The 26,006-nt window shown below is 23.2% G+C and carries 22 protein-coding genes and 3 tRNA genes; 16 read left to right on the forward strand and 9 right to left on the reverse strand.

Annotated features, from left to right (window positions below; genetic code table 11):
* Window positions 1-9: 9 nt before the first annotated feature.
* From NHG04_01040 to NHG04_01070, 7 genes are all read left to right on the forward strand, one after another.
* Window positions 10-840 carry a PorT family protein gene (locus NHG04_01040; GenBank protein WGH27246.1) on the forward strand — a complete coding sequence of 277 codons (831 nt, stop codon included), beginning with the start codon at window positions 10-12 and terminating at the stop codon, window positions 838-840.
* 66 nt (window positions 841-906) lie between these two features.
* A complete protein-coding gene (gene miaB / locus NHG04_01045; GenBank protein WGH27247.1) occupies window positions 907-2,292 on the forward strand; it encodes a tRNA (N6-isopentenyl adenosine(37)-C2)-methylthiotransferase MiaB in 1,386 nt (461 codons plus the stop codon).
* 2 nt (window positions 2,293-2,294) lie between these two features.
* Complete coding sequence (locus NHG04_01050; GenBank protein WGH27248.1) at window positions 2,295-3,500, forward strand: sigma-54 dependent transcriptional regulator; 1,206 nt, start codon at window positions 2,295-2,297, stop codon at window positions 3,498-3,500.
* 39 nt (window positions 3,501-3,539) lie between these two features.
* Window positions 3,540-3,743 (forward strand): preprotein translocase subunit SecG, encoded by a 204-nt coding sequence (gene secG / locus NHG04_01055; protein ID WGH27249.1) that lies wholly within the window; start codon window positions 3,540-3,542, stop codon window positions 3,741-3,743.
* A gap of 84 nt (window positions 3,744-3,827) precedes the next feature.
* Entirely contained in the window at window positions 3,828-4,106 is a 279-nt protein-coding gene (locus NHG04_01060; protein WGH27250.1) for a co-chaperone GroES, read from the forward strand.
* Between the two features lie 37 nt (window positions 4,107-4,143).
* Window positions 4,144-5,784: a chaperonin GroEL gene (groL, locus tag NHG04_01065; protein ID WGH27251.1), complete on the forward strand. Its 1,641-nt coding sequence runs from the start codon at window positions 4,144-4,146 to the stop codon at window positions 5,782-5,784.
* Between the two features lie 78 nt (window positions 5,785-5,862).
* Window positions 5,863-7,140 carry an NAD(P)/FAD-dependent oxidoreductase gene (locus NHG04_01070; protein ID WGH27543.1) on the forward strand — a complete coding sequence of 426 codons (1,278 nt, stop codon included), beginning with the start codon at window positions 5,863-5,865 and terminating at the stop codon, window positions 7,138-7,140.
* Window positions 7,141-7,143: 3 nt separating this feature from the next.
* Here NHG04_01070 and NHG04_01075 read toward each other — a convergent pair whose 3' ends face one another.
* From NHG04_01075 to mutS, 4 genes are all read right to left on the reverse strand, one after another.
* Window positions 7,144-7,563, reverse strand: coding sequence for a PaaI family thioesterase (locus tag NHG04_01075; GenBank protein WGH27252.1), 420 nt, complete (start codon window positions 7,561-7,563; stop codon window positions 7,144-7,146).
* Window positions 7,564-7,579: 16 nt separating this feature from the next.
* A tRNA-Leu gene (locus NHG04_01080) sits at window positions 7,580-7,666 on the reverse strand.
* 10 nt (window positions 7,667-7,676) lie between these two features.
* Window positions 7,677-7,750 (reverse strand) — tRNA-Gly (locus NHG04_01085).
* Between the two features lie 28 nt (window positions 7,751-7,778).
* On the reverse strand, window positions 7,779-10,178 hold the full coding sequence (mutS, locus tag NHG04_01090) for a DNA mismatch repair protein MutS (protein WGH27253.1): 2,400 nt from the start codon (window positions 10,176-10,178) through the stop codon (window positions 7,779-7,781).
* A 62-nt stretch (window positions 10,179-10,240) separates the two neighbouring features.
* On the opposite strand from mutS, the gene sppA reads away from it, so the two are divergent.
* Complete coding sequence (gene sppA, locus NHG04_01095) at window positions 10,241-11,899, forward strand: signal peptide peptidase SppA (protein ID WGH27254.1); 1,659 nt, start codon at window positions 10,241-10,243, stop codon at window positions 11,897-11,899.
* Here the strand turns inward: sppA and clpX are convergent.
* On the reverse strand, window positions 11,896-13,068 hold the full coding sequence (clpX, locus tag NHG04_01100) for an ATP-dependent Clp protease ATP-binding subunit ClpX (GenBank protein WGH27255.1): 1,173 nt from the start codon (window positions 13,066-13,068) through the stop codon (window positions 11,896-11,898). The genes sppA and clpX overlap by 4 nt on opposite strands.
* Window positions 13,069-13,073: 5 nt before the next feature.
* On the reverse strand, window positions 13,074-13,649 hold the full coding sequence (locus tag NHG04_01105; GenBank protein ID WGH27544.1) for an ATP-dependent Clp protease proteolytic subunit: 576 nt from the start codon (window positions 13,647-13,649) through the stop codon (window positions 13,074-13,076).
* A gap of 134 nt (window positions 13,650-13,783) precedes the next feature.
* Between NHG04_01105 and NHG04_01110 the strand changes: the two genes are divergently transcribed.
* Entirely contained in the window at window positions 13,784-15,247 is a 1,464-nt protein-coding gene (locus NHG04_01110; GenBank protein ID WGH27256.1) for an oligosaccharide flippase family protein, read from the forward strand.
* The gene (locus NHG04_01115) at window positions 15,244-15,531 is read left to right on the forward strand and encodes a twin-arginine translocase TatA/TatE family subunit (GenBank protein WGH27257.1); all 288 of its coding nucleotides are present in this window, start codon (window positions 15,244-15,246) and stop codon (window positions 15,529-15,531) included. Before NHG04_01110 ends, NHG04_01115 begins: the two co-directional genes overlap by 4 nt.
* Before the next feature lie 2 nt (window positions 15,532-15,533).
* Here NHG04_01115 and NHG04_01120 read toward each other — a convergent pair whose 3' ends face one another.
* The 3 genes from NHG04_01120 to rpmF all read right to left on the reverse strand — a co-directional run bounded on the left by NHG04_01120 (window position 15,534) and on the right by rpmF (window position 19,514).
* Window positions 15,534-17,528, reverse strand: coding sequence for an ATP-dependent Clp protease ATP-binding subunit (locus NHG04_01120; protein ID WGH27258.1), 1,995 nt, complete (start codon window positions 17,526-17,528; stop codon window positions 15,534-15,536).
* Between the two features lie 66 nt (window positions 17,529-17,594).
* Window positions 17,595-19,289: a DNA mismatch repair endonuclease MutL gene (gene mutL / locus NHG04_01125; protein WGH27259.1), complete on the reverse strand. Its 1,695-nt coding sequence runs from the start codon at window positions 19,287-19,289 to the stop codon at window positions 17,595-17,597.
* Between the two features lie 27 nt (window positions 19,290-19,316).
* On the reverse strand, window positions 19,317-19,514 hold the full coding sequence (gene rpmF / locus NHG04_01130; protein WGH27260.1) for a 50S ribosomal protein L32: 198 nt from the start codon (window positions 19,512-19,514) through the stop codon (window positions 19,317-19,319).
* Window positions 19,515-19,611: 97 nt separating this feature from the next.
* On the opposite strand from rpmF, the gene NHG04_01135 reads away from it, so the two are divergent.
* The 6 genes from NHG04_01135 (at window position 19,612) to NHG04_01160 (ending at window position 26,005) form a co-directional block, all read left to right on the forward strand.
* A complete protein-coding gene (locus NHG04_01135) occupies window positions 19,612-20,871 on the forward strand; it encodes a serine hydroxymethyltransferase (protein WGH27261.1) in 1,260 nt (419 codons plus the stop codon).
* Between the two features lie 56 nt (window positions 20,872-20,927).
* On the forward strand, window positions 20,928-23,324 hold the full coding sequence (gene lon, locus NHG04_01140; protein WGH27262.1) for an endopeptidase La: 2,397 nt from the start codon (window positions 20,928-20,930) through the stop codon (window positions 23,322-23,324).
* Window positions 23,321-24,535, forward strand: coding sequence for a diaminopimelate decarboxylase (lysA, locus tag NHG04_01145; protein WGH27263.1), 1,215 nt, complete (start codon window positions 23,321-23,323; stop codon window positions 24,533-24,535). Before lon ends, lysA begins: the two co-directional genes overlap by 4 nt.
* Window positions 24,535-24,619, forward strand: a tRNA-Ser gene (locus tag NHG04_01150). Before lysA ends, NHG04_01150 begins: the two co-directional genes overlap by 1 nt.
* 22 nt (window positions 24,620-24,641) lie before the next feature.
* Complete coding sequence (locus NHG04_01155; protein WGH27264.1) at window positions 24,642-24,923, forward strand: HPF/RaiA family ribosome-associated protein; 282 nt, start codon at window positions 24,642-24,644, stop codon at window positions 24,921-24,923.
* 20 nt (window positions 24,924-24,943) lie between these two features.
* Window positions 24,944-26,005 (forward strand): DNA polymerase III subunit delta', encoded by a 1,062-nt coding sequence (locus NHG04_01160; protein ID WGH27265.1) that lies wholly within the window; start codon window positions 24,944-24,946, stop codon window positions 26,003-26,005.
* The last annotated feature ends 1 nt before the right edge of the window (window position 26,006 follow it).

Here is a 26,006-nt window from a genome sequence, read left to right on the forward strand (position 1 = left end):
ATAATAAAAATGAATAAAAATGAAAATATGAAAAAAAATATCGTTAGAATTTACACAATATTATTGACATTATTTTTTTCAATAGCAATAGCATCTGATATAGGTAATTGTAAAAATTTACAAAAACCTACTTTAAAACAACCTATAAATAAAAAATCTCAACAAAAATCTCCTTTAAAACAAACTATAAAACCTCTTTCACAAACTGATGTAATTAAAATTGTTGCATTAGTAAAAGATTTTATTAATTATGATAAATATAAATTAAATAGATTTGAAATAGGTTCAAAAAAAGGATTAAATATTGCTACAATAATAGGATTAAATAATATTCCAATATTTGATTTTAATAGTGGTTTTTATTTAAAATTTAATATAAATAAAAATCTTTTCATAAAACAAGAATTTATTTATTCCAATGAAGGATCTAATTTTAAACAAGAATCTGAAGTATCTAAAGGAAAACCAAAATCTGAAGTATCTAAAGTAAAAGAAGTAAGATTAAATAGATTATGCAATGAATATATAAATCTTCCTTTATTAATTGGATATTCATTAAATGATATTTCATTAGAAATTGGTCCTGAATTTAATTTTGCAATTAAAAGTAATAAAAATATAACAGATTTAAAAAAAGAAATAAAAGAAGAAATAATTGATATTAATAATATAGGTATTAGTTTTATAGTAGGTACTGAATTTGCTGTAGGAAAATATATTAATTTGCCTATATTATCTCTTACAGGACGTTATAAAATAGGATTGACAAAGGTTTTTGAAGCTAAAAAATTTAATTCTAATTCAGTATTTCAAATAGGATTATCAATAAAATTTTTATAATTAGCTAATTTAATTAAAAAAAGCTATTCTATATAGAATAGCTTTTTTTTTAATTAATTTTTATGTATGAATAATTATAGAAAATTTTATATAGAAAGTTATGGTTGTCAAATGAATGTTTCTGATAGTGAAATAGTAACATCTATTTTAATAAAAGAAAATTTTAAAATTACTTTTAATCTTGAAGAAGCAGATTTGATTTTTATAAATACTTGCTCTATACGTGAAAAAGCTGAACAAACAATAAAAAAACGTTTAGAAAAATTTAATTTATTAAAAAAAAAAAAACCTAATCTAATAATTGGAATTTTAGGTTGTATGGCTAAACGACTTAAGTATAAATTTTTAGAAGAAGAAAAACTTGTTAACTTAGTTATTGGACCTGATTCTTATAGAGATATTCCCAATCTTATTTCTTCAGTTGAAGATGGAGTTGAAGATGGAAAAAGTGCTGTAAATACTATACTTTCTAAGTATGAAACATATGCAGATATCAATCCAGTTCATTTTGAAAATAAAATAACTGCTTTTATTACTATAACTAGGGGATGTGATAATATGTGTAGCTTTTGCATAGTACCTTTTACAAGAGGTCGTGAACGAAGTCGTGATCCTGATTCTATTATAAAAGAGTGCAAACTATTATATAATAAAGGATATAAAGAAATTACTCTTTTAGGACAAAATGTTGATTCATATATATGGTATAATGGTAGTGGAATAAAAAGAGATATTTATAAAATGCCTAATATTAATTATAATAATATTATAGATTTTTCTAAATTATTGGAATTAATTGCTTTATCAGTTCCTAATATGCGGATACGTTTTTCTACATCTAATCCACATGATATGTCAGAAAAAGTAATAACAATAATAAAAAAATATCCGAATATTTGCAATAATATTCATTTACCATTTCAGTCAGGAAGTAATAGTATTTTAAAAAAAATGAATCGTAAATATTCTCGTGAAGAATATATTTATTTAATAGATAAAATTCGTAATATTATTCCTGAATGCTCAATTTCTCATGATATAATTACTGGTTTTTGTGGAGAAACTGAACAAGATCATAAAGATACATTAAGTTTAATGGAATATGTAAAATATCATTATGGATATATGTTTATATATTCAGTACGTCCTGGAACTATTGCAGAAAAACATTTTAAAGATGATATCCCTATGTATATAAAAAAACGTAGGCTAAAAGAAATTATTAATTTACAAAAACAACACTCATATTTTAGAATGCAACAATATATAGGTAATATACAAGAAGTTTTAATAGAAAAAGAATCTAAAAAAAGTAAAGATTATTGGTCAGGAAGAAATTCTCAAAATCTTACAATAGTTTTTCCTAAACAAAAAAATTATAAAATAGGTACATTTGTTAATGTTAAAGTTAATAATATTATTTCATCTACTTTAATTGGCAAAATTATTTGATTATGCATAATTTGATTCAAAATATAAAACATAGATATGGAATTATTGGAAATGATTATCTGTTATATAAATCATTGGAAAAAACAATATTAATAGCACCTACTGATATTTCAGTAATGGTAGTTGGAGAAAGTGGAGTAGGAAAAGAATTCATTCCAAAGATTATTCATCAACTTTCATACAGAAAACATAATGTATATATAGCAATTAATTGTGGAGCTATACCAGAAGGTACTATTAATAGTGAACTATTTGGTCATGAAAAAGGTGCTTTTACTGGTGCAAATAATTCTAGAAAAGGATATTTTGAAGTAGCAAATGGTGGAACAATTTTTTTAGATGAAATAGGAGAATTACCATTATCTACACAAATTCGTCTTTTACGTATATTGGAATCAGGTGAATTTATTAAAGTAGGATCTTCTAAAGTACAAAAAACTAATGTACGTATAGTATCTGCCACTAATATTAATCTTATAGAAGCTATTAATAATAAAAAATTTCGTGAAGATTTATATTATCGTATTAATACTATTCAGATAGATATTCCACCTTTAAGATATAGAAAAGGAGACATAAATATATTATTTAACAAATTTGCTAATGATTTTTCTGAAAAATATAATATAACTCCAATAAAACTTACTGAAGAAGCTGTTAATTATATTGAACAATATCATTGGAATGGAAATATTAGACAATTACGCAACGTTGTTGAACAATTATCAATTTTAGAAAAAAATACAATTTCATTAGAAAAAATAAAAGAATATATTCCTACTAATAGTTCTTTAATTATAAAAAAAGATTATATAGAAGAAAAAAAATTTTTATATAAAGCATTATTTAATATGCGTAAAGATTTAAATAATCTAAAAATATTAATTTTACAATTAATACGAAATAACAATAATGCTACTATTTTTTTAAAAAAAAATTCTAAATTAATAGAAAAAATATTTGGTAATAAAATATTTTCATTTTTAAATAATGAAAAAAATTTTTCAATTGAAAAAATATATCAATTAGAACATATTACAAAGAACAATGATTTAAATTCAAATGAATCTCTTTTTATTAAAGAAAAAGAATTAGAATTTATTCGTAAAGCACTAACAAAAAATAACGGTAACCGAAAAATAGCTGCTCAAGAATTAGGTATTTCTGAACGGACTTTATATAGAAAAATAAAAGAATATGGATTATAAATTATTGAAATAATGGGATTATTTTTATATATCATAATTATGATTTTATGTATACTTTTACTTATAATCATTTTAATTCAAAATACTAAAGAAGGAGGATTTTATAAATCATTTTTTCAAAAAAATACACAAAATATTTTTGGTATATCTAACACTAGTTCTTTTATTGAAAAAATAACATGGATATTAGTTTTTTTAATTATAACATTTATTATAATATTTAATTTAATTATTAAAAAATGACATTATGTCATTTTTTAATAATTTTTAATAAAATGGCATATTTTTGGATCATACATAATATGCGAATAAAACAATTATATTATTATGACAGAATTAAATATTAGACCTTTAGCAGATCGTGTAGTAATAGAACCTGCTCCTGCAGAAACTAAAACTGCTGCAGGCATTTATATACCTGATACAGCTAAAGAAAAACCTCAAAGAGGTAAAGTAATAGCTGTTGGAAATGGAAAAAAAGATGAACCTATGACTGTTAAAGTAGGTAATGAGGTATTATATGGAAAATATTCAGGAACTGAATTAAAATGGGAAGGAAAAGACTATCTAATTATGCGTGAGTCTGATATTATTGCAATTATTTAATAATTATAAACTTTAAAAATTATATAAAAATTATATTATGGCAGCAAAGGATATTAAATTTGGTGTAGAGGCACGAAATAAATTAATAAAAGGTGTAGATACACTAGCTAATGCAGTTAAAAAAACTTTAGGTCCTAAAGGTAGAAATGTTGTTATTCAAAAATCTTTTGGAGGCCCTCAAGTGACAAAAGATGGGGTAACTGTAGCTAAAGAAATAGAATTAGAAGATCCTATAGAAAATTTAGGTGCACAAATGGTTAAAGAAGTCGCTTCTAAAACTAATGAAGTTGCAGGTGACGGAACTACTACAGCAACTGTTTTAGCTCAAGCTATTGTTCGTGAAGGATTAAAAAATGTAGCGGCTGGAGCTAATCCAATGGATTTAAAACGTGGTATTGATAAAGCTGTAGAAGTAGTTGTATCAGATTTAAGAAGACAATCAAAAACTGTGGGTGGAAGTAATGAAAAAATAAAACAAGTAGCTTCTATATCAGCTAATAATGATGAAACTATAGGAGATCTTATAGCAAAAGCTTTTGAAAAAGTAGGTAAAGAAGGTGTTATTACTGTTGAAGAAGCAAAAGGTATAGAAACTACTGTTGATGTTGTAGAAGGAATGCAATTTGATCGTGGATATCAATCTCCTTATTTTGTAACTAATACAGAAAAAATGACTACTGGTTTAGATGATCCATATATATTGCTTTATGATAAAAAAATTTCTTCTATGAAAGATTTGCTTCCTATATTAGAACCTGTTGCACAATCTGGTAAACCTTTATTAATTATTTCTGAAGAAGTAGAAGGCGAAGCATTAGCTACAATAGTAGTTAACAAAATACGTGGTACATTAAAAGTGGCCGCAGTAAAAGCTCCCGGATTTGGAGATAGAAGAAAAGCTATGTTAGAAGATATAGCAATTCTTACAGGAGGTATTGTAATATCTGAAGAAACAGGAGTAAAACTTGAAAATACTAAGTTAGATATGCTTGGTCGTGCTGAAAGAGTTACAATTGATAAAGATAATACAACTATTGTCAACGGATTAGGAGATAAAAAAAGAATTAAATCTAGAATTGATGAAATCAAATCTCAAATAAAAAATAGTACTTCTGATTATGATAAAGAAAAACTTCAAGAACGTTTAGCAAAATTAGCTGGTGGTGTTGCTGTTCTATATGTAGGAGCTGCATCTGAAGTTGAAATGAAAGAAAAAAAAGAACGTGTAGATGATGCTCTTAATGCTACTCGTGCAGCTGTGGAAGAAGGTATTGTAGGAGGTGGAGGGGTTGCGTTAGTTCGTGCTATAAAAGCTCTTGACAATTTGAAAGGAGATAATGTAGATCAAGATACTGGAATTAAAATAATAAAAAGAGCTCTTGAAGAGCCTTTACGTCAAATTGTTGATAATGCTGGTGAAGAAGGAGCAGTAATAGTTGCTAAAGTAGCCAGTGAAGAAGGAGATTTTGGTTATGATGCTAAAGAAGGTAAATATAAAAATATGATAGATGAAGGAATTATAGATCCTACTAAAGTAGCTCGTGCAGCATTAGAAAACGCTACTTCTGTAGGTGGTATGTTATTAACTACTGAATGTGTAATAACAGATATTAAAAAAGATGAACCAAGTCCCCATCCAATGCCATCAGGAGGTGGTGGAGTAGGAGGTATGATGTAAAAAAAATTTTAAAAAAAAGGACATTTAAGATGTCCTTTTTTTTTAATTTATTAATTAATTAATTAATAAATTATGGCTATGAATATTCCATATACTAATTTAAAAAGAGTTGTTATAATTGGGGCTGGATTTGCTGGCTTAGAAATAGCTAAAAGACTTAATAGAAATTATTTTCAAGTTGTACTTTTAGATAAAAACAATTATCATACTTTTAAACCACTTTTGTATCAAGTTGCTACATATGGATTAGAACCGGATTCTATTGCTTGTTCTATAAGAACTATTATTAAAAATAAAAAAAATTTTTTCTTTAGATTAGCTCAAGTTAATCGTATTGATACTAATCAAAACAAAATATATTCAAATATTGGTGATATTAATTATGATTATTTAATTATAGCTACAGGTTCTGTAACTAATTTTTTTGGTAAAAAAAATATTGAATCATTATCATTAACATCTATACATGACGCTTTAGATATACGGAGTATAATATTACAAAAGTTTGAAACTGCTATATTAACAAATGATGTAAATAAACGGAAACTACTAATGACTTTTGTAATTGTTGGAGGTGGTCCTACAGGTGTAGAATTAGCGGGATCTTTAGCTGAAATGAAAAAAGTAGTATTACCACGTGATTATCCAGATATTGATATTAATCATATGAATATACATTTAATTCAAGCTTCTAATAAAATATTAGAGTATATGTCTGAAAAATCTTCTTCACAAGCTTTTAAAGATTTAAAAGAATTAGGTGTTAATATTTTGTTAAATTCAGTTGTAACTGATTATAATGGTAAAATTGTAAATATTATTAATAAAAATATTATTAATAATTCTATTTCAATAGAATCTTCCACTGTAATATGGGCAGCAGGAGTAAAAGGTGCAATAATAGATGGATTGGATAAATTAGTTATAGAACATGGAAGATTTTTAGTAGATAATTTTAATAAGATTAAAAAATACGAAAATATTTTTGCTATAGGTGACGTAGCTATGATTAAAAATGAAAAATTCCCTAAAGGTCATCCTATGACAGTACAACCAGCTATACAACAAGGGATTAGATTAGCAAAAAATTTAAATAATATGATGTTGGGAAAAAAAATGCAGCCTTTTAATTATGTAAATATGGGATATATGGCAATTATTGGAAGAAATAAAGCAGTATGTGATTTGAGGTTTATTAGGTTAAAAGGATTTATAGCTTGGTTTATATGGATTATAATACATATAATTAATTTGGTTGGATTTCGTAATAAAATAATTGCTTTAGCAAATTGTATTATACAATACAATAATTATAATAAAAGTATAATGTTAAAAATTAATAATAATAAAAAATAATAATTATGTATTTTTAGATATTATAATATTTGTCATTTTACATTGACTTATAATATTATTATATTCATCTAATACTTTTATTTGAATAAAATGAGTAGTTTTTCCTTTATGGATTAAATAAGCTTTTGCATATATTTCTCCATCTTTTTTGTTACGTATATAATTAGCAGATATTTCTAAAGTAAATACATAAAATTTATTATAATCTATTTGGCTAATAGAAAGCATACTACCAATACTTTCAGCTATGTAAACTATAACACCTCCATGTAAAAAACCCATAGGTTGACGTAAATTGTCCTGTATAGGCATTTTAGCAATTAAAAATTGACTTCCTAGTTCAATATAAGTAATATTTTTTATTAAAGTTTTATTACTTAAAGTATTAAACCACTTTAATAAATATTTTGATTTGTCATTCATTTTTGTTGTAGTAACGTACCCGAGGCGGGAATTGAACCCGCATGGCCCAATAAAGGCCACAAGATTTTGAGTCTTGCATGTCTACCAATTCCATCACTCGGGTATTTATTATGAGCGAGAAACGGGATTCGAACCCGCGACCCCGACTTTGGCAAAGTCGTGCTCTACCAATCTGAGCTATTCTCGCATATTATTATAATATAAAATAAATTATATTATTTTTTTTTCTTTTCAATATTTTTTAATATTTCTATAGATCTTTTTATTACTTCAGATGGTATTCCAGCTATTTTAGCAACATGAATACCAAAACTATGTGTGCTGCCACCAGGAATTAATTTTCTTAAAAAAAGAATATTACCATTTATTTCTTTAACAGAAACATTATAGTTTTTAATTCTATTAAATAATAACATCATTTTATTTAGTTCATGATAATGAGTGGAAAATAATGTTCTAGGTCTATTTATATGTTGATGTAAATATTCAACAATAGCCCAAGCAATTGAAATACCATCATAAGTACTAGTGCCTCTACCTATTTCATCTAAAATTATTAAACTTCTGTTAGAAATATTATTCAAAATACCAGCAGTTTCAGTCATTTCTACCATAAAAGTTGATTCTCCAATAGAAATATTATCTGAAGCTCCTACTCTACTAAATATTCTATCTATTAACCCAATTTTTGCATATGTTGCTGGAACATAACTACCTATATGTGCCATTAATGCTATTATAGCAGTTTGACGTAAAATTGCTGATTTTCCTGACATATTGGGTCCAGTTATTATAATTATTTGTTGATCTTTTGTATTAAGAATAATATTATTGGGAATATATGTATCAATTTGTTTTTCTATAACAGGATGTCGACCTTCTTTTATACATATATCAAAAGATTTATCTAAAATCGGTTTAATGTAATTATTTTGTTTTGCACAAATAGAAAAAGAGTGCAAAACATCTATAATTGCAATTAATTTGGCATTTAATTGTAAAGATTTTATATCATTTGAAATGAATTGTATTAATTCTTTAAATAATTGTATTTCTAATGTTATAATTTTTTTTTCTGAACCTAAAATTTTTAATTCATAATTTTTTAATTCTTCAGTTACATAACGTTCAGAACCTACTAAAGTTTGTTTTCGTATCCAGTTTGAAGGAACTTTATTTTTATAAGTATTTCTTATTTCAAGAAAATATCCTAATATATTATTATAATATATTTTAATATTATTTATACCTGTACGTATTTGTTCTTTATTACATAATTTTATTAAATAGTCTTTATTAGAAGATACAATATTACGTAATTCATCTAATTCTTTTGATACTCCACTAGCAATAATATTGCCCTTATTTATTTGATAAGAAGGATCAGAATTTAATGTATTAATTATATGATTTCGTAAATTATCACAATTTTTTAGTTTGTTACTAAATAATTTTAATAAATTAGATTTAGAATCTAAAAAATTTTTTATTTTGTTTATTATTTCTAATGAATTTGATAATGTTATTACTTCACGGGGATTTATTTTTTCCGTAGCTACTTTAGAAATTAAACGTTCTATATCTGATATTTGTTTTAAATTTTTTGATAAAAAAATAGATATATCAGAATTATTTAATAATTCGGTTACAATATTTTGTCTATTAATAATTGATGATATTTCTTTTATAGGAAAATTTATCCAACGTTTTAATAATCTAGATCCCATTGGGGATATAGTTTTATCTAAAATAGATATTAAAGATACACCTTGATTTCTTATAGATTTATTTATTTCAAGATTACGTATTGTAAAATCATCTATCCACATATATTTAGATTCATTAATCTTACGAATAGATGTAATATGTTTAATATTATTATGACAAGTATTATATAAATAATGTAATATTACACCAGATGCAATAATTCCTAATTTTAAATTTTCTATTTTAAAACATTTAAGTGAATTTATTTGAAAATGATTAATTAATTTTTCATATGAAGAATCGTATTCAAAATACCAATCATCTATAGCATATAGATAAAAATCTTTTTTAAAAAGTTTGTCAACTATTTTTTGTTGTTTTTTTGGATAAATTATTTCACTAGGATTAATACGTTTAATAATATTAATAGTATTATCAATATTGCATTCTGTTATAAAAAATTCTCCAGTAGAAATATCTAAAAATGCTAAACCTATGTTTTTATTTTCTTCTATATGTATAGCAGTTAAAAAATTATTATATCTAACATGTAATACCTTATCATTAAGATTAACACCAGGAGTTATCAATTCAGTAACTCCTCTTTTTACTAAATTTTCAGTTTTATTATTAGAATCTTCTAGTTGATCACAAATAGCTACTCGCATACCTGCTTTAATCAATTTATATAAATAATTGTCTAAAGCATGATATGGAAATCCTGCTAAATGAATATCATATCTTGATCCAGGATAACGTTTTGTTAAAGCAATATCAAGTAATTGTGAACATTTAATAGCATCTTCTCCAAAGGTTTCATAAAAATCACCTACTCTAAATAATAATATAGCATCTTTATATTTTTCTTTAATATTATAATATTGCTTCATTAATGGTGTAAACTTCATTAATCAATTCAATAAATTTTATTATATTATAAAATAATAATAAAATAATATAAATAATATATATGAAAAATATATTTAAATATGCATTAGGAACAATATTAGGAATATTATGTTTAATGATTATATTAATAATTCCTTATTATTATACTAATTATACTGATAATACTTCTTATAAGAATAAAAAAATAAAATTATTTAATAATAATGTATTATATATTAATAATTTTCATAATAATGATTATGATTATGTAAATGCTATAATAAATGCTAAAAACGATAAAAATATTAAAGGAATTATTATTGAAGTAAATAACCATAACCTAAATGGCTTTTCTAAAGTAAAAAATATAAGAGATGCTCTAAAAGAATTTAAAAAATCAAAAAAATTTATATATGCATATGGACAATATATTTCTCAATTAGCATATTATTTATGTTCAGTAGCTGATTTAATATATTTACATCCATCAGGAAAATTAGATATTAAAGGTATTAGTATATCACAAACGTTTTATAAAAAATTGGCAAAAAAAATAGGAATAAAATTTAACATATTTAGACATGGAAAATATAAATCGGCTGTAGAACCATTTTTATATGATAAAATTAGTCATGAAAGTCGTGAACAATATAAAAATTTATTATCATCTATTTGGAATTATATAATTAATGATATTAGTAAATCACGTAATTTAGATATTAAATTTATAAATCATTTTACTAATGAACTTTATGGAGAAAATTCAACTTTATCATATAAATATAATTTTATAGATAAAATTGCGTATTATGATGAATTCATAAATGCTATTAAAAATAAAAATAAATATAAAATAAATTTTTTATCAATAAATGATTATATAGAATATTTATATTCAAAAAAAGATAATTATAAAAATAAAATTGCTATTATTTACGCTGAGGGTTTAATAAAACAAGGTGAAGGTCTTAATGATATTCAAGATAAAAATTATGAATTGATTATAAATAAAATAATAAATGACCCATCAATAAAATCTGTGGTTTTACAAATAAATTCTAAAGGTGGAGATGCTATAGCTTCAGAAAATATTTATCATAAATTAGTTCTTTTAAAAAGAAAAAAACCATTAATTGTTTCAATGGGAGATTACGCAACATCAGGTGGATATTATATAGCTGTTGCAGGTAATAAAATTTTAGCTTCTCCTTTAAGTATAACAGGATCTATAGGAGTATTTGGAATTATTATGACAATTAAAGAATTGACTAATAAATTAGGTATTACCCAAGATTATGTATCGACTAATAAAAATAGTAGACCATTTTCTATAAATAATATTAAAAATAAATACAAAAATATCATGTTAAAAAACATGACATTTTTTTATAATAAGTTTATAACAACTATATCTAAAGAAAGAAAAATATCAAAAGATAAAATTAATAGAATAGCACAAGGAAAAATATGGTCTGGAATTGATGCTTTAAAAATTGGATTAATTGATTCTTTAGGTAATTTAAATGATGCAATAAAAATTGCTGCCAAACAAGTAAATCTAAAAAATTATTCAATTGTAAATTTTACTATAAAAAAAGAATCATTTATTAAAAAATTATTATTTAATATATTTAAAAATAATAATTATTATCAAATATATAATGATAATAAAAATTTATTATTGCAATTAAAAAATAATAATATTTATATATATACTTATACTAATATTAGTATTAATTAATATATTTTATTAATTTTATTAGATATTATATGTTTATCTAATTTTAAAACATTATTTAATGAGTCTATTTCAAACATAAAATCTTTAAATATATATTCACAAAGTGTACGTAAACCTCTTGCTCCTAAGCCAAGTATTAAAGCTTTATTTACAATTTCTTCAATACCGTCATCTGTAATTTCTAAAGTAATACCATCCATTTTAAACAAATTTTGATATTGTTTAATCAAAGAATTTTTAGGTTCAATAAGAATTTTTTTAAGAGAAATCTTATTTAAAGGATATAAATAAGTAATTATTGGTAATCTTCCTATTAATTCAGGAATTAAACCGAAAGAACGAAGATCATGTGATATAACCATATTTAAAATATTTTCTTGTTTAATTTTTTTTAAAAAATTTTGTTTATACCCTATAGGTGACATATTTAATCTATTAGCAATAATTTGTTCCAAACCTTCAAATGCTCCTGCAGCTATAAATAAAATATTTTTAGTATTTATTGGAATCATTTTTTGCTCTGGATGTTTTCTTCCTCCTTGGGGAGGAACATTAACAATAGATCCTTCTAATATTTTAAGTAAAGCTTGTTGAACACCTTCTCCTGAAACATCTCTAGTAATTGAAGGATTATCTCCTTTTCTGGCTATTTTATCGATTTCATCAATAAAAACAATTCCTTGTTCAGCTTTATATATATTATAATTAGCGGATTGCAATAAATGAGTTAATATACTTTCTACATCTTCTCCTACATAACCTGCTTCAGTTAGTCCTGTAGCATCTACGATAACAAATGGAATATCTAAAAATTTTGAAATACTACGAGCCAGTAAAGTTTTGCCAATACCTGTAGTTCCTATAAGAAGAATATTAGATTTTTCTAATTCTACATTATTTTTATCATATTTATTATAATTGATTCGTTTATAATGATTATATACAGCTACAGAAAGTGTTTTTTTAGCTTCTTCTTGATCTATTACATATTGATCTAAAAAACATTTTATATCTTTTGGTTTTTTTAAAATATTTTTTTGTGTGTTGTTTTTTTTTTCTATTATTGTTTTTTCTATTATTGATTTATCGGTAATACATATATCACATATATACATTCCTATTAATATTTCATTATTTTTTCTACCACAAAAGGAACACATTTTTTCCATAAAATTTATTTTTTTGGATTTAAAACTTCATCAATCATACCATATGATAAAGCTTCGTTTGAAGACATCCAACGATCTCTATCAGAATCTTTTTCAATTTTTTTAACTGATTGTCCAGTATGATAGCTAATTATATTACATAATTCTTTTTTTATTTTTATAATTTCTCGTGCTGTTATTTCAATATCTGAAGCTTGTCCTTGTACTCCTCCTAAAGGTTGATGAATCATAACTCTTGAATGTTTTAATGCTGACCGTTTTCCTTTAGTACCAGAACATAATAAAACAGCAGCCATAGAAGCAGCTACACCAGTACATATTGTAGCAACATTAGGTTTAATCATTTGCATTGTATCATATATACCTAAACCTCCATAAACACTACCTCCAGGAGAGTTAATATAAATATTAATATCTCTATTATCAACTGATTCTAAATATAATAATTGTGCTTGTACTATATTAGCTATATGATCATTTATAGCTGTACCTATAAAAATAATTCTATTCATCATTAATCGAGAAAAAACATCCATTTGAGCAACATTTAACTTTCGTTCTTCTATAATATATGGAGTCATAGAAGCAGCAATAGCAGTAATATATTTATCAAATATTAACTCATTTATACTTTTATTATATTTTTTTAATTCTTGATACATTGTGTTTATTATATAATATATAATATATTTAAAAAAATAAATAGAATGTTATTTTGTATAAACAATTATTGAATCAAATTATAATATTTGGATTAGGAACTGTATTCCCTAAAATAATAAATTATTTTTTGTTAAAATCTTTTACTAAAACTTTAAATTCACAGGAATTTTCAAGTTATACTGACATGTATGCTATGTCATGTATAATTATAGTATTTTTAACTTTGGGATTAGAAAGTGCTTATTTTCGTTTTTTATATAAACGACAAATTAATGATAAAAAAAAAATATTTTCAAGTGGAATAATTGTATTATTTACATTGTCATTATTATTTGTACTAATTGGAATAGTATCATTCAAAAAAATAATTAGTTTAATCAATTATAAAAATAATTACGACTATTTGATAATGTTTTTAATTATAATATTTTTGGATACTATTTGCATATTACCTATTGCTTGGTTACGAATACATAATATAGCTATCAAATATTTATTAATCCGCATATTAAATGTATTTGTACAATCTGGAATTATAATGTATATCTTATATCCAACAAATAATTATATTATTAATTATGTATTTAACATTATTTTATTTCCGTTAAATTTTATAAAAAATAAAAATAATACATCTTATATATTTTATGCGAATGTAATATCATCATTATCAAATTTTATTTTTTTGATTCCAATTTTTTTGAAAGAAGTTAAAATCAAAAAATTTGATATAGTAATAGCATTAAAAATGATAAGATATGGATTCCCTATAATGTTAAGTACTTTAGCATTTGCTATTAATGAAAATTTTGATAAAATAATTATTAAAAGATATTTTTCTGATGAAATTAATAGTGCTTATGCAGCTTGTTATCGTATTGCCACTTTTATGCATCTTTATACTGCAATTTTTCGTTTAGGTCTAGAACCTTTTCTATTAAAAATAGCTGAATATAGTAATATTAAAAGTATTTATGCAAAAATAAATTATTTTTTTACTGTGTTTGGAATTATAATATATGTATTTATATGTAGTAACATTGATTTTATAGCTAAAAAAATGATAGATGTTAAATATCACCAAGCATTATTAATAGTTCCAATGGCAACTATGTCTAATTTATTTTTTGGTATTTATAATAATTTATCTATTTACTATAAAGCATTTGATAAACCAATTATAGCAACATATATATCTATTTTAGGGATGTTAATAACATTATTATATAATTTAATAATATTGCCAGGATCAAATTTTATTAGTTGTGTGTGGGGTAATTTAATTTCATATGGAAGTATGTTATTATGTTCATATATTTGTATTAACAAAATGTATTTTAATATTCCTTTTAATAAAAAAAAAATAATAATTCATTTTATATTAGCAATATTTATTGTATATATATTATATAATAAAAAAAATTTAAGATTAATTGGTCAAATTATATACTTTTTAAGTATATTATTAATTGAATATAAAAACATATTATTTTTTTTTAAAAAATTAAAATCATGATATTAGGAACTTTTGGAACTACAGAAATTATTGTTATTATTATTTTGGCTCTTTTACTTTTTGGAGGAAAAAAAATTCCTGAATTAATGAAAGGATTAGGTTTAGGATTAAAAGAATTTAGAAAAGCTACTCAACAATCTTCTGATGATCAAGTAGAGCAAGTAGAGCAAGTAGAGTCTGAAACAGAATCTAAAAAAACAGAATCTAAAAAAACAGAATCTAAAAAAACAGAATCTTCTGACAAAACAGAATCTAAAAAAATAGAATCTGAAAAAACAGAATAAAATTATTTATTTATTATTAATTCTAATTTATCTTTATTAATTTTAAACGATAATTTATCTCCAGTTTTAATTTCGTCACAAATAATTTTTTCTGCTATAATATTTTCTATATAATTATATATAACCCTTTTCAATTGACGTGCTCCATAATTTTTATTATAACCTTTTTTAAGGATATATTCTTTAATATTAGAAGATAAATTTAATTCGTATCCTAATTTATGCATACGATTAATTAATTTTTCTAATTCTATATTAATTATTTCATAAATGTGTTTTTCTTCTAAAGAATTAAATATGATTATATCATCTAAACGATTTAAAAATTCAGGTGAAAAAGTACGTTTTAATGTATTTTCTATTATAATAGAATTAATATTATTTTTTTTAAATCCTATTCCAAATTCTTTGTATTCTCTAATACCTATATTAGAAGTTAATATAAATATTGTATTATGAAAAAATACTTTATGACCAGAGCTATCAGTAATAAAACCATCATCAAATATTTGTAATAGTAAATTACAAATCTCTGGATGAGCTTTATCTATTTCATCTAATAATATAATAGCATAAGGTTTACGACGTATAATTTCAGTTAATTGTCCACCATCATCATAACCTATATAACCAGGGGGAGCTCCTAATAGTCTAGAAACAGAAAATTTTTCCATATATTCACTCATATCAATACGGACAAAAGCATCATATGTATTAAAAAATTCATTAGCAATTATTTTAGCTAATTGAGTTTTTCCTACCCCAGTATCACCTATAAAAAGAAAAGAACCTATAGGACGATTAGGATCTCTTAATCCCACTATATTTCTTTTAAGAGCTTTAACTATTTTTTCAATAGCTTTATCTTGTCCAATAATTTGTTTTTTTATTTTTTTAGTTAAATTTAAAATTTTTTTATTTTCATTTATCCGTCCAATTGGAACACCACTTATTATTGATACTACTTCAGCTATATCTTGTTTTACAACAATTTCTTTAGTTTCTAAAGAAACTTTATACCATAAATCTTGAGCTTTGCATAATTCTTGTTCTATGCATTTTTCATTATCACGTAAACGTGCTGCATCTTCATAATTTTGGGTTTTTACTACTTTATATTTTTTATCACGGATATCATTAAGTTTTTTTTCTAAATCAATAATTTCTGATGAAACTTTAAAATTTTTAATATGTACACGTGAACCAGCTTCATCCATTGCATCAATAGCTTTATCTGGTAAATAACGATCATTTATATATCGAGAACTAAGAGAGACACATGCTTTTATAGCTTCATCAGTATATATAACATTATGATGTTTTTGATATTTGTCTTTTATTTCATTAAGTATTTCAATAGTTTCTTCTTCAGTAGTAGGTTCTATTAATACTTTTTGAAATCTACGTGCTAATGCACCATCTTTTTCTATATATTGTTTATATTCATTTAAAGTAGTTGCACCAATACATTTAATTTCTCCTCTAGCTAAAGCTGGTTTGAATATATTTGAAGCGTCTAAAGACCCTGTAGTACCTCCTGCACCTACTAATGTATGAATTTCATCAATAAAAATAATAATATTGGTATTTTTTTGCAATTCATTTAATATAGCGAGAGCTCTTTCTTCAAATTGACCTCTATATTTAGTACCAGAAACTATATCAGATATATTTAGTGAAATAACCCTTTTATTATATAAAATTCTTGATACTTGACGTTTCACTATCCTAATAGCTAATCCTTCTGCTATAGCAGATTTTCCTACACCTGGTTCTCCTATAAGTAATGGATTATTTTTTTTTCTCATACTTAAAATTTGAGATACACGTTCTATTTCTTTGTGACGTCCTATCAACTCATCTAATTTACCTGCTAAAGCAAGACTAGTTAAATCTTGTGAAAAATTATCTAATATAGGTGTACCTTTTTTTTTAAAATCTTTAGTTTTATCTGATTCTCCTATATAATTAATATTTTCAAAATGTTCATCTAACATATTTTAAAAAAATAATTTTTAAGTAATTTGATAAATAATTAAATATAAATAATAATAATTAATAAATTAATAGAATTGTTTAGCAATATTTATTTTATTTAAAATAAAATAAATTTTTTTTCCCAAAGGAGTAAAATTATGTTGTTTACAAACAAATAAACTATAAAATAGGTATTCCATTTCAATACGACTCAATTTAATACCACGTTTTATAGCAGCTAATTTAGCAATATTATTAACGAATAATTCTTTATAATTAAAAGAAGAATTATTAATATAATTATCTATTACATTATGTATAAAATCTATAATACAATTTTGATTTATCATTACTGATGATGCTTTTATCAAAATAAAATTTTTAAAAAATTCAATAGCAAAACCTAATTTGATTAAATCAACTTCTAATTCTTTAATTATAATTATTTCATTAGGTAAAAGATTAATTTTAATAGGAAATAAAAAATTTTGACTATTTATATCTAAATTATTATTAATAGTTTTAAAAAAATGATCATATAAAATGCGTTGATGGGCTCTATATTGGTCTATTATTATTAATTCATTTTCTAAAATTGCAATAATATATTTATAATCAAATTGAAAAAAATAAATTTCTTTATCTAGAGATGAATTTTTTTCTTTTAAAGAAACTAATGATTTTTTATTATGATCATATAAATTTTTAAAAATTTGAATTTGATTGTCATATTCTTTAAAATCTTTTTGCAAAAAATTATCATATATAATATTATATTCTGTTATTTTATATTGTCCTAATGCTTTTTTTATATTTGATAAAAGCATATCACATATAATATTAGTATATTCGTAATAAAATTGAATTTCAGTTTTAGCTGGATGAATATTAATATCTAAATATTTAGAATCTACATTTAAAAAAATAAAATATGAAGGATAATATATTTTTTTTAAAAGTCCATAAAAAGCGTTTAGAATAGTTTTATGTAAAAAGTTATTTTTAATATAACGATTATTAACAAATATAAATTGTTCAACCTTATTTTTTTTATGTGTAGGTTTAACTATGAAACCTTCTACAGCTACAGAATTAATTTTTTCATTAAAAAAAACTAGATTATTATCGTTAATATATTTTCCATATATTTCTATAATTCGTTGTTTAATTGAAGATTTTTTTAAATCAAAAATAAGTTTATTATTATGATATAAACGAAAATTTATATCTGCATGTGCTAAAGCTAATTTATAAAATTCGTAAACTATATAATGAAATTCAATACTGTCTGATTTAAGAAATCTTCGTCTAACAGGCATATTATAAAATATATTTTTTACACTTACTATAGTTCCTTCAATAGTTGTACAATATGATTTATTTATTAATAATCCATTTTCTATAATAAGATATGCTCCATAATCGTCCATTTTATTTTTAGTACGAATTTCCATTTTTGAGATAGCAGCTATAGCCGATAGAGCTTCTCCACGAAATCCTTTTGTATAAATATTAAATAAATCATTAATATTATAAATTTTTGAAGTAGCATATCGTTTAATACTCATTACTGCATCATCCATACTCATCCCTATACCATTATCAATAGATTTTATTAATGTTTTACCAGAATTATTTATAACAAGATCAATTACTGTAGCTTTTGCATCTATTGCATTTTCCAAAAGTTCTTTAACTATAGATGAAGGACGATGAATGACCTCTCCAGCAGCTATCTGATTTATAATATTTTTAGGCAAAATTTTAATTATATTTTTCAATATTTTTACTTTTTTATAATTCTACAATCATTTTTTAATTTTTTTAATTTTAGTAAAAACTAAATGACCTTTATAATATAAATTATTATTTTGCCAAAAAGCTCTATGATATTGATGTATTTGATTAGTATTAGTATCAATAGATAATTGTACTAAATTTAGTTTATAATGTGTCCTTCTTTTATTAGTTCTAGATTTAGACTGTTTTTTTTTTGGATTAGCCATATAAAAAATATTTAAAAAATATTATTATAATATTTATAAATATTTATTAATATATAAAAATATTAATAAATATTGTTTAAAATAAATAATGTTTAATATGAAAGATTATATTTATTCTTTAATAGAAAAGGAAAAAGATCGTCAATTACGTGGTTTAGAACTTATTGCATCAGAAAATTTTGTTAGTGATGATATATTGAATGTTATAGGCTCAATATTAACAAATAAATATGCAGAAGGTTATCCTAATAAACGTTATTATGGAGGATGTGAAATAATTGATGAAATCGAAGAAATCGCTATTAATAGAGCAAAAAAATTATTTAATTGCAATTATGCAAATGTTCAATCACATTCTGGATCACAAGCCAATACAGCAGTTTATTTAGCTACTATTAAACCTGGAGATACTATAATGGGATTTGACCTAAGTCATGGAGGTCATTTAACACATGGTGCTAATGTTAATTTTTCTGGTAGTATATATCGTAGCATATTTTATGGATTAAATAAAGAAACAGGATTAATTGATTATGAACAAATGAGTAGGTTAGCTATAGAAAAAAAACCCAAATTAATAATTTGTGGAGCATCAGCATATTCTAGAGACATAGATTATAAAAAATTTCGTGAAGTAGCTGATTATATAGGATCTATTCTTGTTGCTGATATTGCTCATCCTGCAGGGTTAATAGTAAAAGGGCTTTTAAATCATCCTTTTCCACATTGTCATATAATAACTTCTACTACACATAAAACTTTACGTGGACCTCGTGGAGGATTAATTTTAATAGGAAATGATTTTGAAATTAAACGTGAAAAAAGTGTGTTAACACCTATAAAAATGTCTAAACTTATAGATAATGCAGTATTTCCTGGTTGCCAAGGTGGTCCTTTTGAAAATATAATAGCTGCAAAAGCTATTGCTTTTAAAGAAGCAATGACAAAAGAATTTTTATTTTATGCAAAACAAATTATACGTAATGCTAAAGCGTTATCTAAATCATTAATAGATAAAGGATATAATGTAATTTCAGGAGGTACTGATAATCATTGTATACTTTTGGATCTTAGAAATAAAAATATTACTGGAAAAGAAGCAGAAAATATTCTTGTGAATGCAGATATTACTTGTAATAAAAATATGGTTCCATTTGATAATAAATCACCATTAATTACTTCAGGAATTCGTCTAGGTACTGCGGCAATAACTACACGTGGATTAAAAGAAAATGATATGGAAAATATTGCTAACTGGATAAATGAAGTAATAATTAATAAATCAAATATTTCAAAAATTAAAAATATAAAAAATATAATAAATAATTTTATGAAAGATTATCCATTATTTAAATAATGGTTATATATTTGGCATAACTATTGTGTTCTTGTTATAACATTATATTTTAAATTATGGAAAATATCTTTATTGAAGAATCTGAATCAGATTTTATTCCTTTATTGAATCAAGATGAAGAGAGTAAAGATGAAGAAGACAATATTATTAATAATACTAATTCGAAAAATTTAAATATACTAAATGTACGTAATATTGTATTATTTCCATGTGTAGTAACTACTATTACAGTAATTAAAAATTTTTCAATTGAATTATTACAATTAATACAGAATATTTATTCTTCAGATAAAATTGTTGGTATACTTACACAAAAAAATAATATAGAAAATCCCACTGAAAAAGATCTATATTCTGTAGGTACAGTTTCTAAAATTTTAAAATTATTAAAATTCCCAGATGGGAATATTACAGTAATAATAAAAGGAATTTATCGTTTTAAAATTAAAAATATTATTCATAATAAACCTTACTTTAATGCAGAAATTTTACCTTTAAATGAAGACAAATCTTTAGAGGACAAAGAATCTATTGCTTTAATAGAATCTCTTAAAGAACTGACAATTAAAATAATACAAGAAAATCCTAATATACCTTCAGAAACTAATTTTGCTATACGTAATATTGAAAGCTATTATTTACTAGTTAATTTCATAGCTACTAATATGCATTTATCAATTAAAAATAAACAAAAATTACTTGAATATGATAAATTAAAAAAAAGAGCTATGGAAACTTTTCGTTTTTTAAATATTGAATATCAACATTTAAAATTAAAAAATGATATACAATCTCGTGTACGTAATGACCTTGATCAACAACAACGTGAATATTTTCTTCATCAACAAATAAAAGCTATACAAGAAGAATTAGGAGATATTTCTTACGAAAAGGAATTTGATGAAATACGTATTAAAGGTAAAAAAAAAAAATGGTCTAAAGAAGCTCAAAAACAATTTGAAAAAGAATTATTAAAACTACAACGTATAAATCCCAATATTACAGAATATACTGTAATACGTAATTATTTAGATCTAATGCTTGATTTACCATGGAATAAATATTCTAAAGATAATTTTGATTTAAAACGTGCTAAAAAAATTCTTGATGATAATCATTATGGTATCGAAAATGTAAAAAAACGTATAATAGAACATTTAGCAGTATTAAAACTTAGAAAAGATATGCGGGCACCTATACTTTGTTTATATGGTCCTCCAGGTGTAGGTAAAACTTCTTTAGGAAAATCTATAGCTTTAGCGCTTAATAGAAAATATTTACGTATTTCTCTAGGTGGTGTACATGATGAAGCTGAAATAAGAGGTCATCGTAAAACATATATTGGAGCTATGCCAGGAAGAATGTTACAATCAATACAAAAATCTGGTACTTCTAATCCAGTTATTATATTAGATGAAATTGATAAATTAGGAAGTTCTTCTGCTTCTTCTGCAATGTTAGAAGTATTAGATCCTGAGCAAAATATGAATTTTTATGATAATTATCTTGAATTAAGTTATGATCTTTCTAAAGTAATGTTTATTGCAACAGCAAATTCACTTTATACTATTCCGAATCCACTATTAGACAGAATGGAAATTATTGAAATGAATGATTATTCTGTTGAAGAAAAAATACAGATTTTTAAAAAACATATATTCCCTAAACAACTTAAAGAGCATTGTTTAAAACATAATGATTTATTAATTGGAATAAAACAAATTGAAAAAATTATTGAAAGTTATACACGTGAATCTGGTGTAAGAAATTTAGAAAAATGTATTACCAAATTAATACGTAACGCTGTTACAAATATTGCTATGGGAAAACAATATAAAAAACGTTTAACTATTGAATTAATAGAAGATATTTTAGGTACTCCCCAAGATATTACTCGTTATGAAGGTAACGATTATCCTGGTGTAGTAACAGGTTTAGCGTGGACCAATATAGGTGGAGATATTTTATTTATTGAATCTAGTTTATCTAAAGGTAAAGGTGAATTGAGTATAACAGGAAATTTAGGAGAAATAATGAAAGAATCTGCTACTATAGCTTTACAATATATAAAAGCACATTATGAAGAATTTGGAGTTGATCCTAAAATGTTTGAAGAATATAATGTGCATATTCATGTACCAGAAGGTTCTGTTCCAAAGGATGGTCCATCTGCAGGAGTAACTATGCTAACTTCATTAGTTTCAAGTTATACTAATAAAAAATTAAGACCGCATATTGCAATGACTGGAGAAATTACTTTAAGAGGTAAAGTATTACCTGTAGGTGGTATTAAAGAAAAAATATTAGCAGCAAAACGTGCTAATATAAAAGAGATAATTCTTTCTAAAGGAAATAAAAAAGATATTAAAGAAATAAATAAAGATTATTTAAAAGGTATTACATTTAAATACGTTAATAATATGAATGAAGTAATTAATATTGCATTATTATGAAAAATTCTCAATTAATAAAATTAGCAAAAAAATATGGTACTCCACTTTATATTTATAATGCAGATAAAATAGCGTTGCAATATAATACTATGCTAAAAGTATTTTCTAATATAGAAAAATTAAAAATTAATTATGCTTGCAAAGCAAATACTAATTTAAATATTTTAAAATTTTTGAAAAAAATGGGAAGTGGGTTAGATGCTGTTTCTATTCAAGAAGTAGAAATTGGATTAAAAGCTGGTTTTGATCCAAAGGATATTTTATATACTCCTAATGGAGTATCATTTTCAGAAATAAATAAATCAATAAATTTAGGAGTAAAAATAAATATAGATAACTGTTCTACTTTAGAACATATTGGATTTCATAATATAAATTATCCTATAGGAATTAGAATTAATCCGCATATTATGGCTGGAGGAAATGATAAAATATCAGTAGGACATATAGATTCAAAATTTGGTATATCATATTATCAAATTCCATATATTAAAAAAATTATTGATAATACAGGTATTAATGTTGAGGGTATTCATATGCATACAGGTTCTGATATTTTAGATATCAATTTATTTTTACGTGGAGTAGATATTTTATTTGAATTAGCCAACAAATTTATGAATATTGATTATATCGATTTGGGGAGTGGCTTTAAAGTTCCTTATAAAAAAGAAGATAAAAAAACCAATATAAAAATATTGGGTTCTACTATAACTAAAAAATTTAATAGTTTTTGTAAAAAATATGGAAAAACACCTACTTTGATATTTGAACCTGGAAAATTTATAGTAAGTGAGTCTGGATATTTTTTAGTAAGCGTAAATGTTATTAAACATACAATTTCTACAGTTTTTGCTGAAGTAGATTCAGGTTTTAATCATTTAATACGTCCAATGTATTACAATGCATATCATGATATTAAAAATATTTCTAATCCATTAGGTCGTTTTCGTTTATATACGGTAGTAGGTTATATATGTGAATCTGATACTTTTGGATTTAATCGTCAAATAAATGAAATACGTGAAGGAGATATATTATGTATTAATAATGCTGGAGCATATTGTTTTTCAATGGCTTCAAATTATAATTCACGTTATCGTCCAGCTGAAGTATTGATATTTAAAGGCAATGATTTTCTTATTAGAAAAAGAGAATCTTTACAAGATATTATTAAAAATATTGTTGAAATAGATTTAGATAGAATTTAGGAGAGATGGCAGAGTGGTCAATTGCGACGGTCTTGAAAACCGTAGAGGTCAAAACCTCCGGGGGTTCGAATCCCTCTCTCTCCGCATTAATTTTATTATAAAATAAATGAAAATTAATATATTAAATCATGTAGAAAATGATAATATTTTAAACAATTTTATTAAAAATAAATTATCAAAATTAGAAAATTATTATAATAGAATCATTTCAGCTAACGTATACTTACAATCTATTAAAGAACAAAAAATAATAGAGATCCGCTTATCTGTTCCAGGAGATGATATAATTGTAAAAAAATCAGGCCATACATTTGAAGAATCTGTAAATTTAGCTATTGATGCTTTAAAAAAAATGATAATTAAGAAAAAAGAAAAAAATAATTTTTAAGATTGAATTCAAAAATATAAATGGAATTCAAAAATATAATTGGACAAGAAAAAATAAAAAAATATCTATTAAATACTATTAAAACTAATATAATTCCCAATGCATTATTTTTTGTTGGTCCAGAGGGTTGTGGAACATTGTTAATGGCTTTAGTCTATATAAAACATCTATTTGAATATGAATATAAAATTAATAAATTTGATTTTATTAATCATCCTGATGTGTACTATCTTTTTCCAATTCCACTACTATATAATAAAAATTTTTTATCAGAATGGAAAACATTTATAAAAAAAAAACCTTATGGTAGTTTATATAATTGGATAAATTATATAAAGGTAAATAAGCATGTACAAATAAGAGTAGAAGAAACTAAAGAAATAATCAAAAATATTTATTTAAAAACTTATACTCGTAAATTTGTATTAATTTGGATGCCTGAACTTTTACACATAGCATCATCCAATAAATTGTTAAAAATTATAGAAGAACCTCCATCCAAAACTATATTTTTACTTGTTGGAGAAAATGAAGAAAATGTATTATCAACAATTCGTTCCAGAACACAAATTATTAGGTTTAACCCATTAACATTTGATCAAATAAAAAATGCTTTACAACAAGAAATTTTGCTTGATAAAAAAAAAGCAGAATATATAAGTAGTAAAGTTTACGGTAATTGGAATATGGCTTTAGAACTAGCTAAAGGAATTGAAAATAATAAGATTTTTGAAAATTATTTTAATTTTTTTATTAAAAATGTTTTTATAGCTAAATCAACACCTAAAGTTTTAAAAAACTTTCTAAAAATTAGTGAATTTATTTATAAATGGGAAAAAGAAAAACAAAAAAAATTTCTAATTTATTGTTTAGAAATATTCAGAAAAGCTTTATTAAGTTCTTATATAAAGATATCTAATATAGATAATAAAGATTTGATTAATATGATTAATATCAAAAATATACAAAATATAATTTCATTAATTAATGAAGCAATTTATCATATAGATAAAAATGCTAATAGCAAAATAGTTATATTTGATTTATCAATAAAAATTACTAAATCTATTTATAGTAAATAAA

This window comes from Candidatus Bostrichicola ureolyticus (assembly GCA_029851125.1).
Lineage (GTDB): Bacteria > Bacteroidota > Bacteroidia > Flavobacteriales > Blattabacteriaceae > Bostrichidicola > Bostrichidicola ureolyticus.

What these genes read in the sequence shown, in the direction of transcription:
- NHG04_01040 (WGH27246.1), top strand. Translation starts at nt 10, where the DNA reads ATGAATAAAAATGAAAATATGAAAAAAAATATCGTTAGAATTTACACA.
- miaB (WGH27247.1), top strand. Translation starts at nt 907, where the DNA reads ATGAATAATTATAGAAAATTTTATATAGAAAGTTATGGTTGTCAAATG.
- NHG04_01050 (WGH27248.1), top strand. Translation starts at nt 2,295, where the DNA reads ATGCATAATTTGATTCAAAATATAAAACATAGATATGGAATTATTGGA.
- secG (WGH27249.1), top strand. Translation starts at nt 3,540, where the DNA reads ATGATTTTATGTATACTTTTACTTATAATCATTTTAATTCAAAATACT.
- NHG04_01060 (WGH27250.1), top strand. Translation starts at nt 3,828, where the DNA reads ATGACAGAATTAAATATTAGACCTTTAGCAGATCGTGTAGTAATAGAA.
- groL (WGH27251.1), top strand. Translation starts at nt 4,144, where the DNA reads ATGGCAGCAAAGGATATTAAATTTGGTGTAGAGGCACGAAATAAATTA.
- NHG04_01070 (WGH27543.1), top strand. Translation starts at nt 5,863, where the DNA reads ATGAATATTCCATATACTAATTTAAAAAGAGTTGTTATAATTGGGGCT.
- NHG04_01075 (WGH27252.1), bottom strand. Translation starts at nt 7,563, where the DNA reads ATGAATGACAAATCAAAATATTTATTAAAGTGGTTTAATACTTTAAGT.
- mutS (WGH27253.1), bottom strand. Translation starts at nt 10,178, where the DNA reads ATGAAGTTTACACCATTAATGAAGCAATATTATAATATTAAAGAAAAA.
- sppA (WGH27254.1), top strand. Translation starts at nt 10,241, where the DNA reads ATGAAAAATATATTTAAATATGCATTAGGAACAATATTAGGAATATTA.
- clpX (WGH27255.1), bottom strand. Translation starts at nt 13,068, where the DNA reads ATGGAAAAAATGTGTTCCTTTTGTGGTAGAAAAAATAATGAAATATTA.
- NHG04_01105 (WGH27544.1), bottom strand. Translation starts at nt 13,649, where the DNA reads ATGACTCCATATATTATAGAAGAACGAAAGTTAAATGTTGCTCAAATG.
- NHG04_01115 (WGH27257.1), top strand. Translation starts at nt 15,244, where the DNA reads ATGATATTAGGAACTTTTGGAACTACAGAAATTATTGTTATTATTATT.
- NHG04_01120 (WGH27258.1), bottom strand. Translation starts at nt 17,528, where the DNA reads ATGTTAGATGAACATTTTGAAAATATTAATTATATAGGAGAATCAGAT.
- rpmF (WGH27260.1), bottom strand. Translation starts at nt 19,514, where the DNA reads ATGGCTAATCCAAAAAAAAAACAGTCTAAATCTAGAACTAATAAAAGA.
- NHG04_01135 (WGH27261.1), top strand. Translation starts at nt 19,612, where the DNA reads ATGAAAGATTATATTTATTCTTTAATAGAAAAGGAAAAAGATCGTCAA.
- lon (WGH27262.1), top strand. Translation starts at nt 20,928, where the DNA reads ATGGAAAATATCTTTATTGAAGAATCTGAATCAGATTTTATTCCTTTA.
- lysA (WGH27263.1), top strand. Translation starts at nt 23,321, where the DNA reads ATGAAAAATTCTCAATTAATAAAATTAGCAAAAAAATATGGTACTCCA.
- NHG04_01155 (WGH27264.1), top strand. Translation starts at nt 24,642, where the DNA reads ATGAAAATTAATATATTAAATCATGTAGAAAATGATAATATTTTAAAC.
- NHG04_01160 (WGH27265.1), top strand. Translation starts at nt 24,944, where the DNA reads ATGGAATTCAAAAATATAATTGGACAAGAAAAAATAAAAAAATATCTA.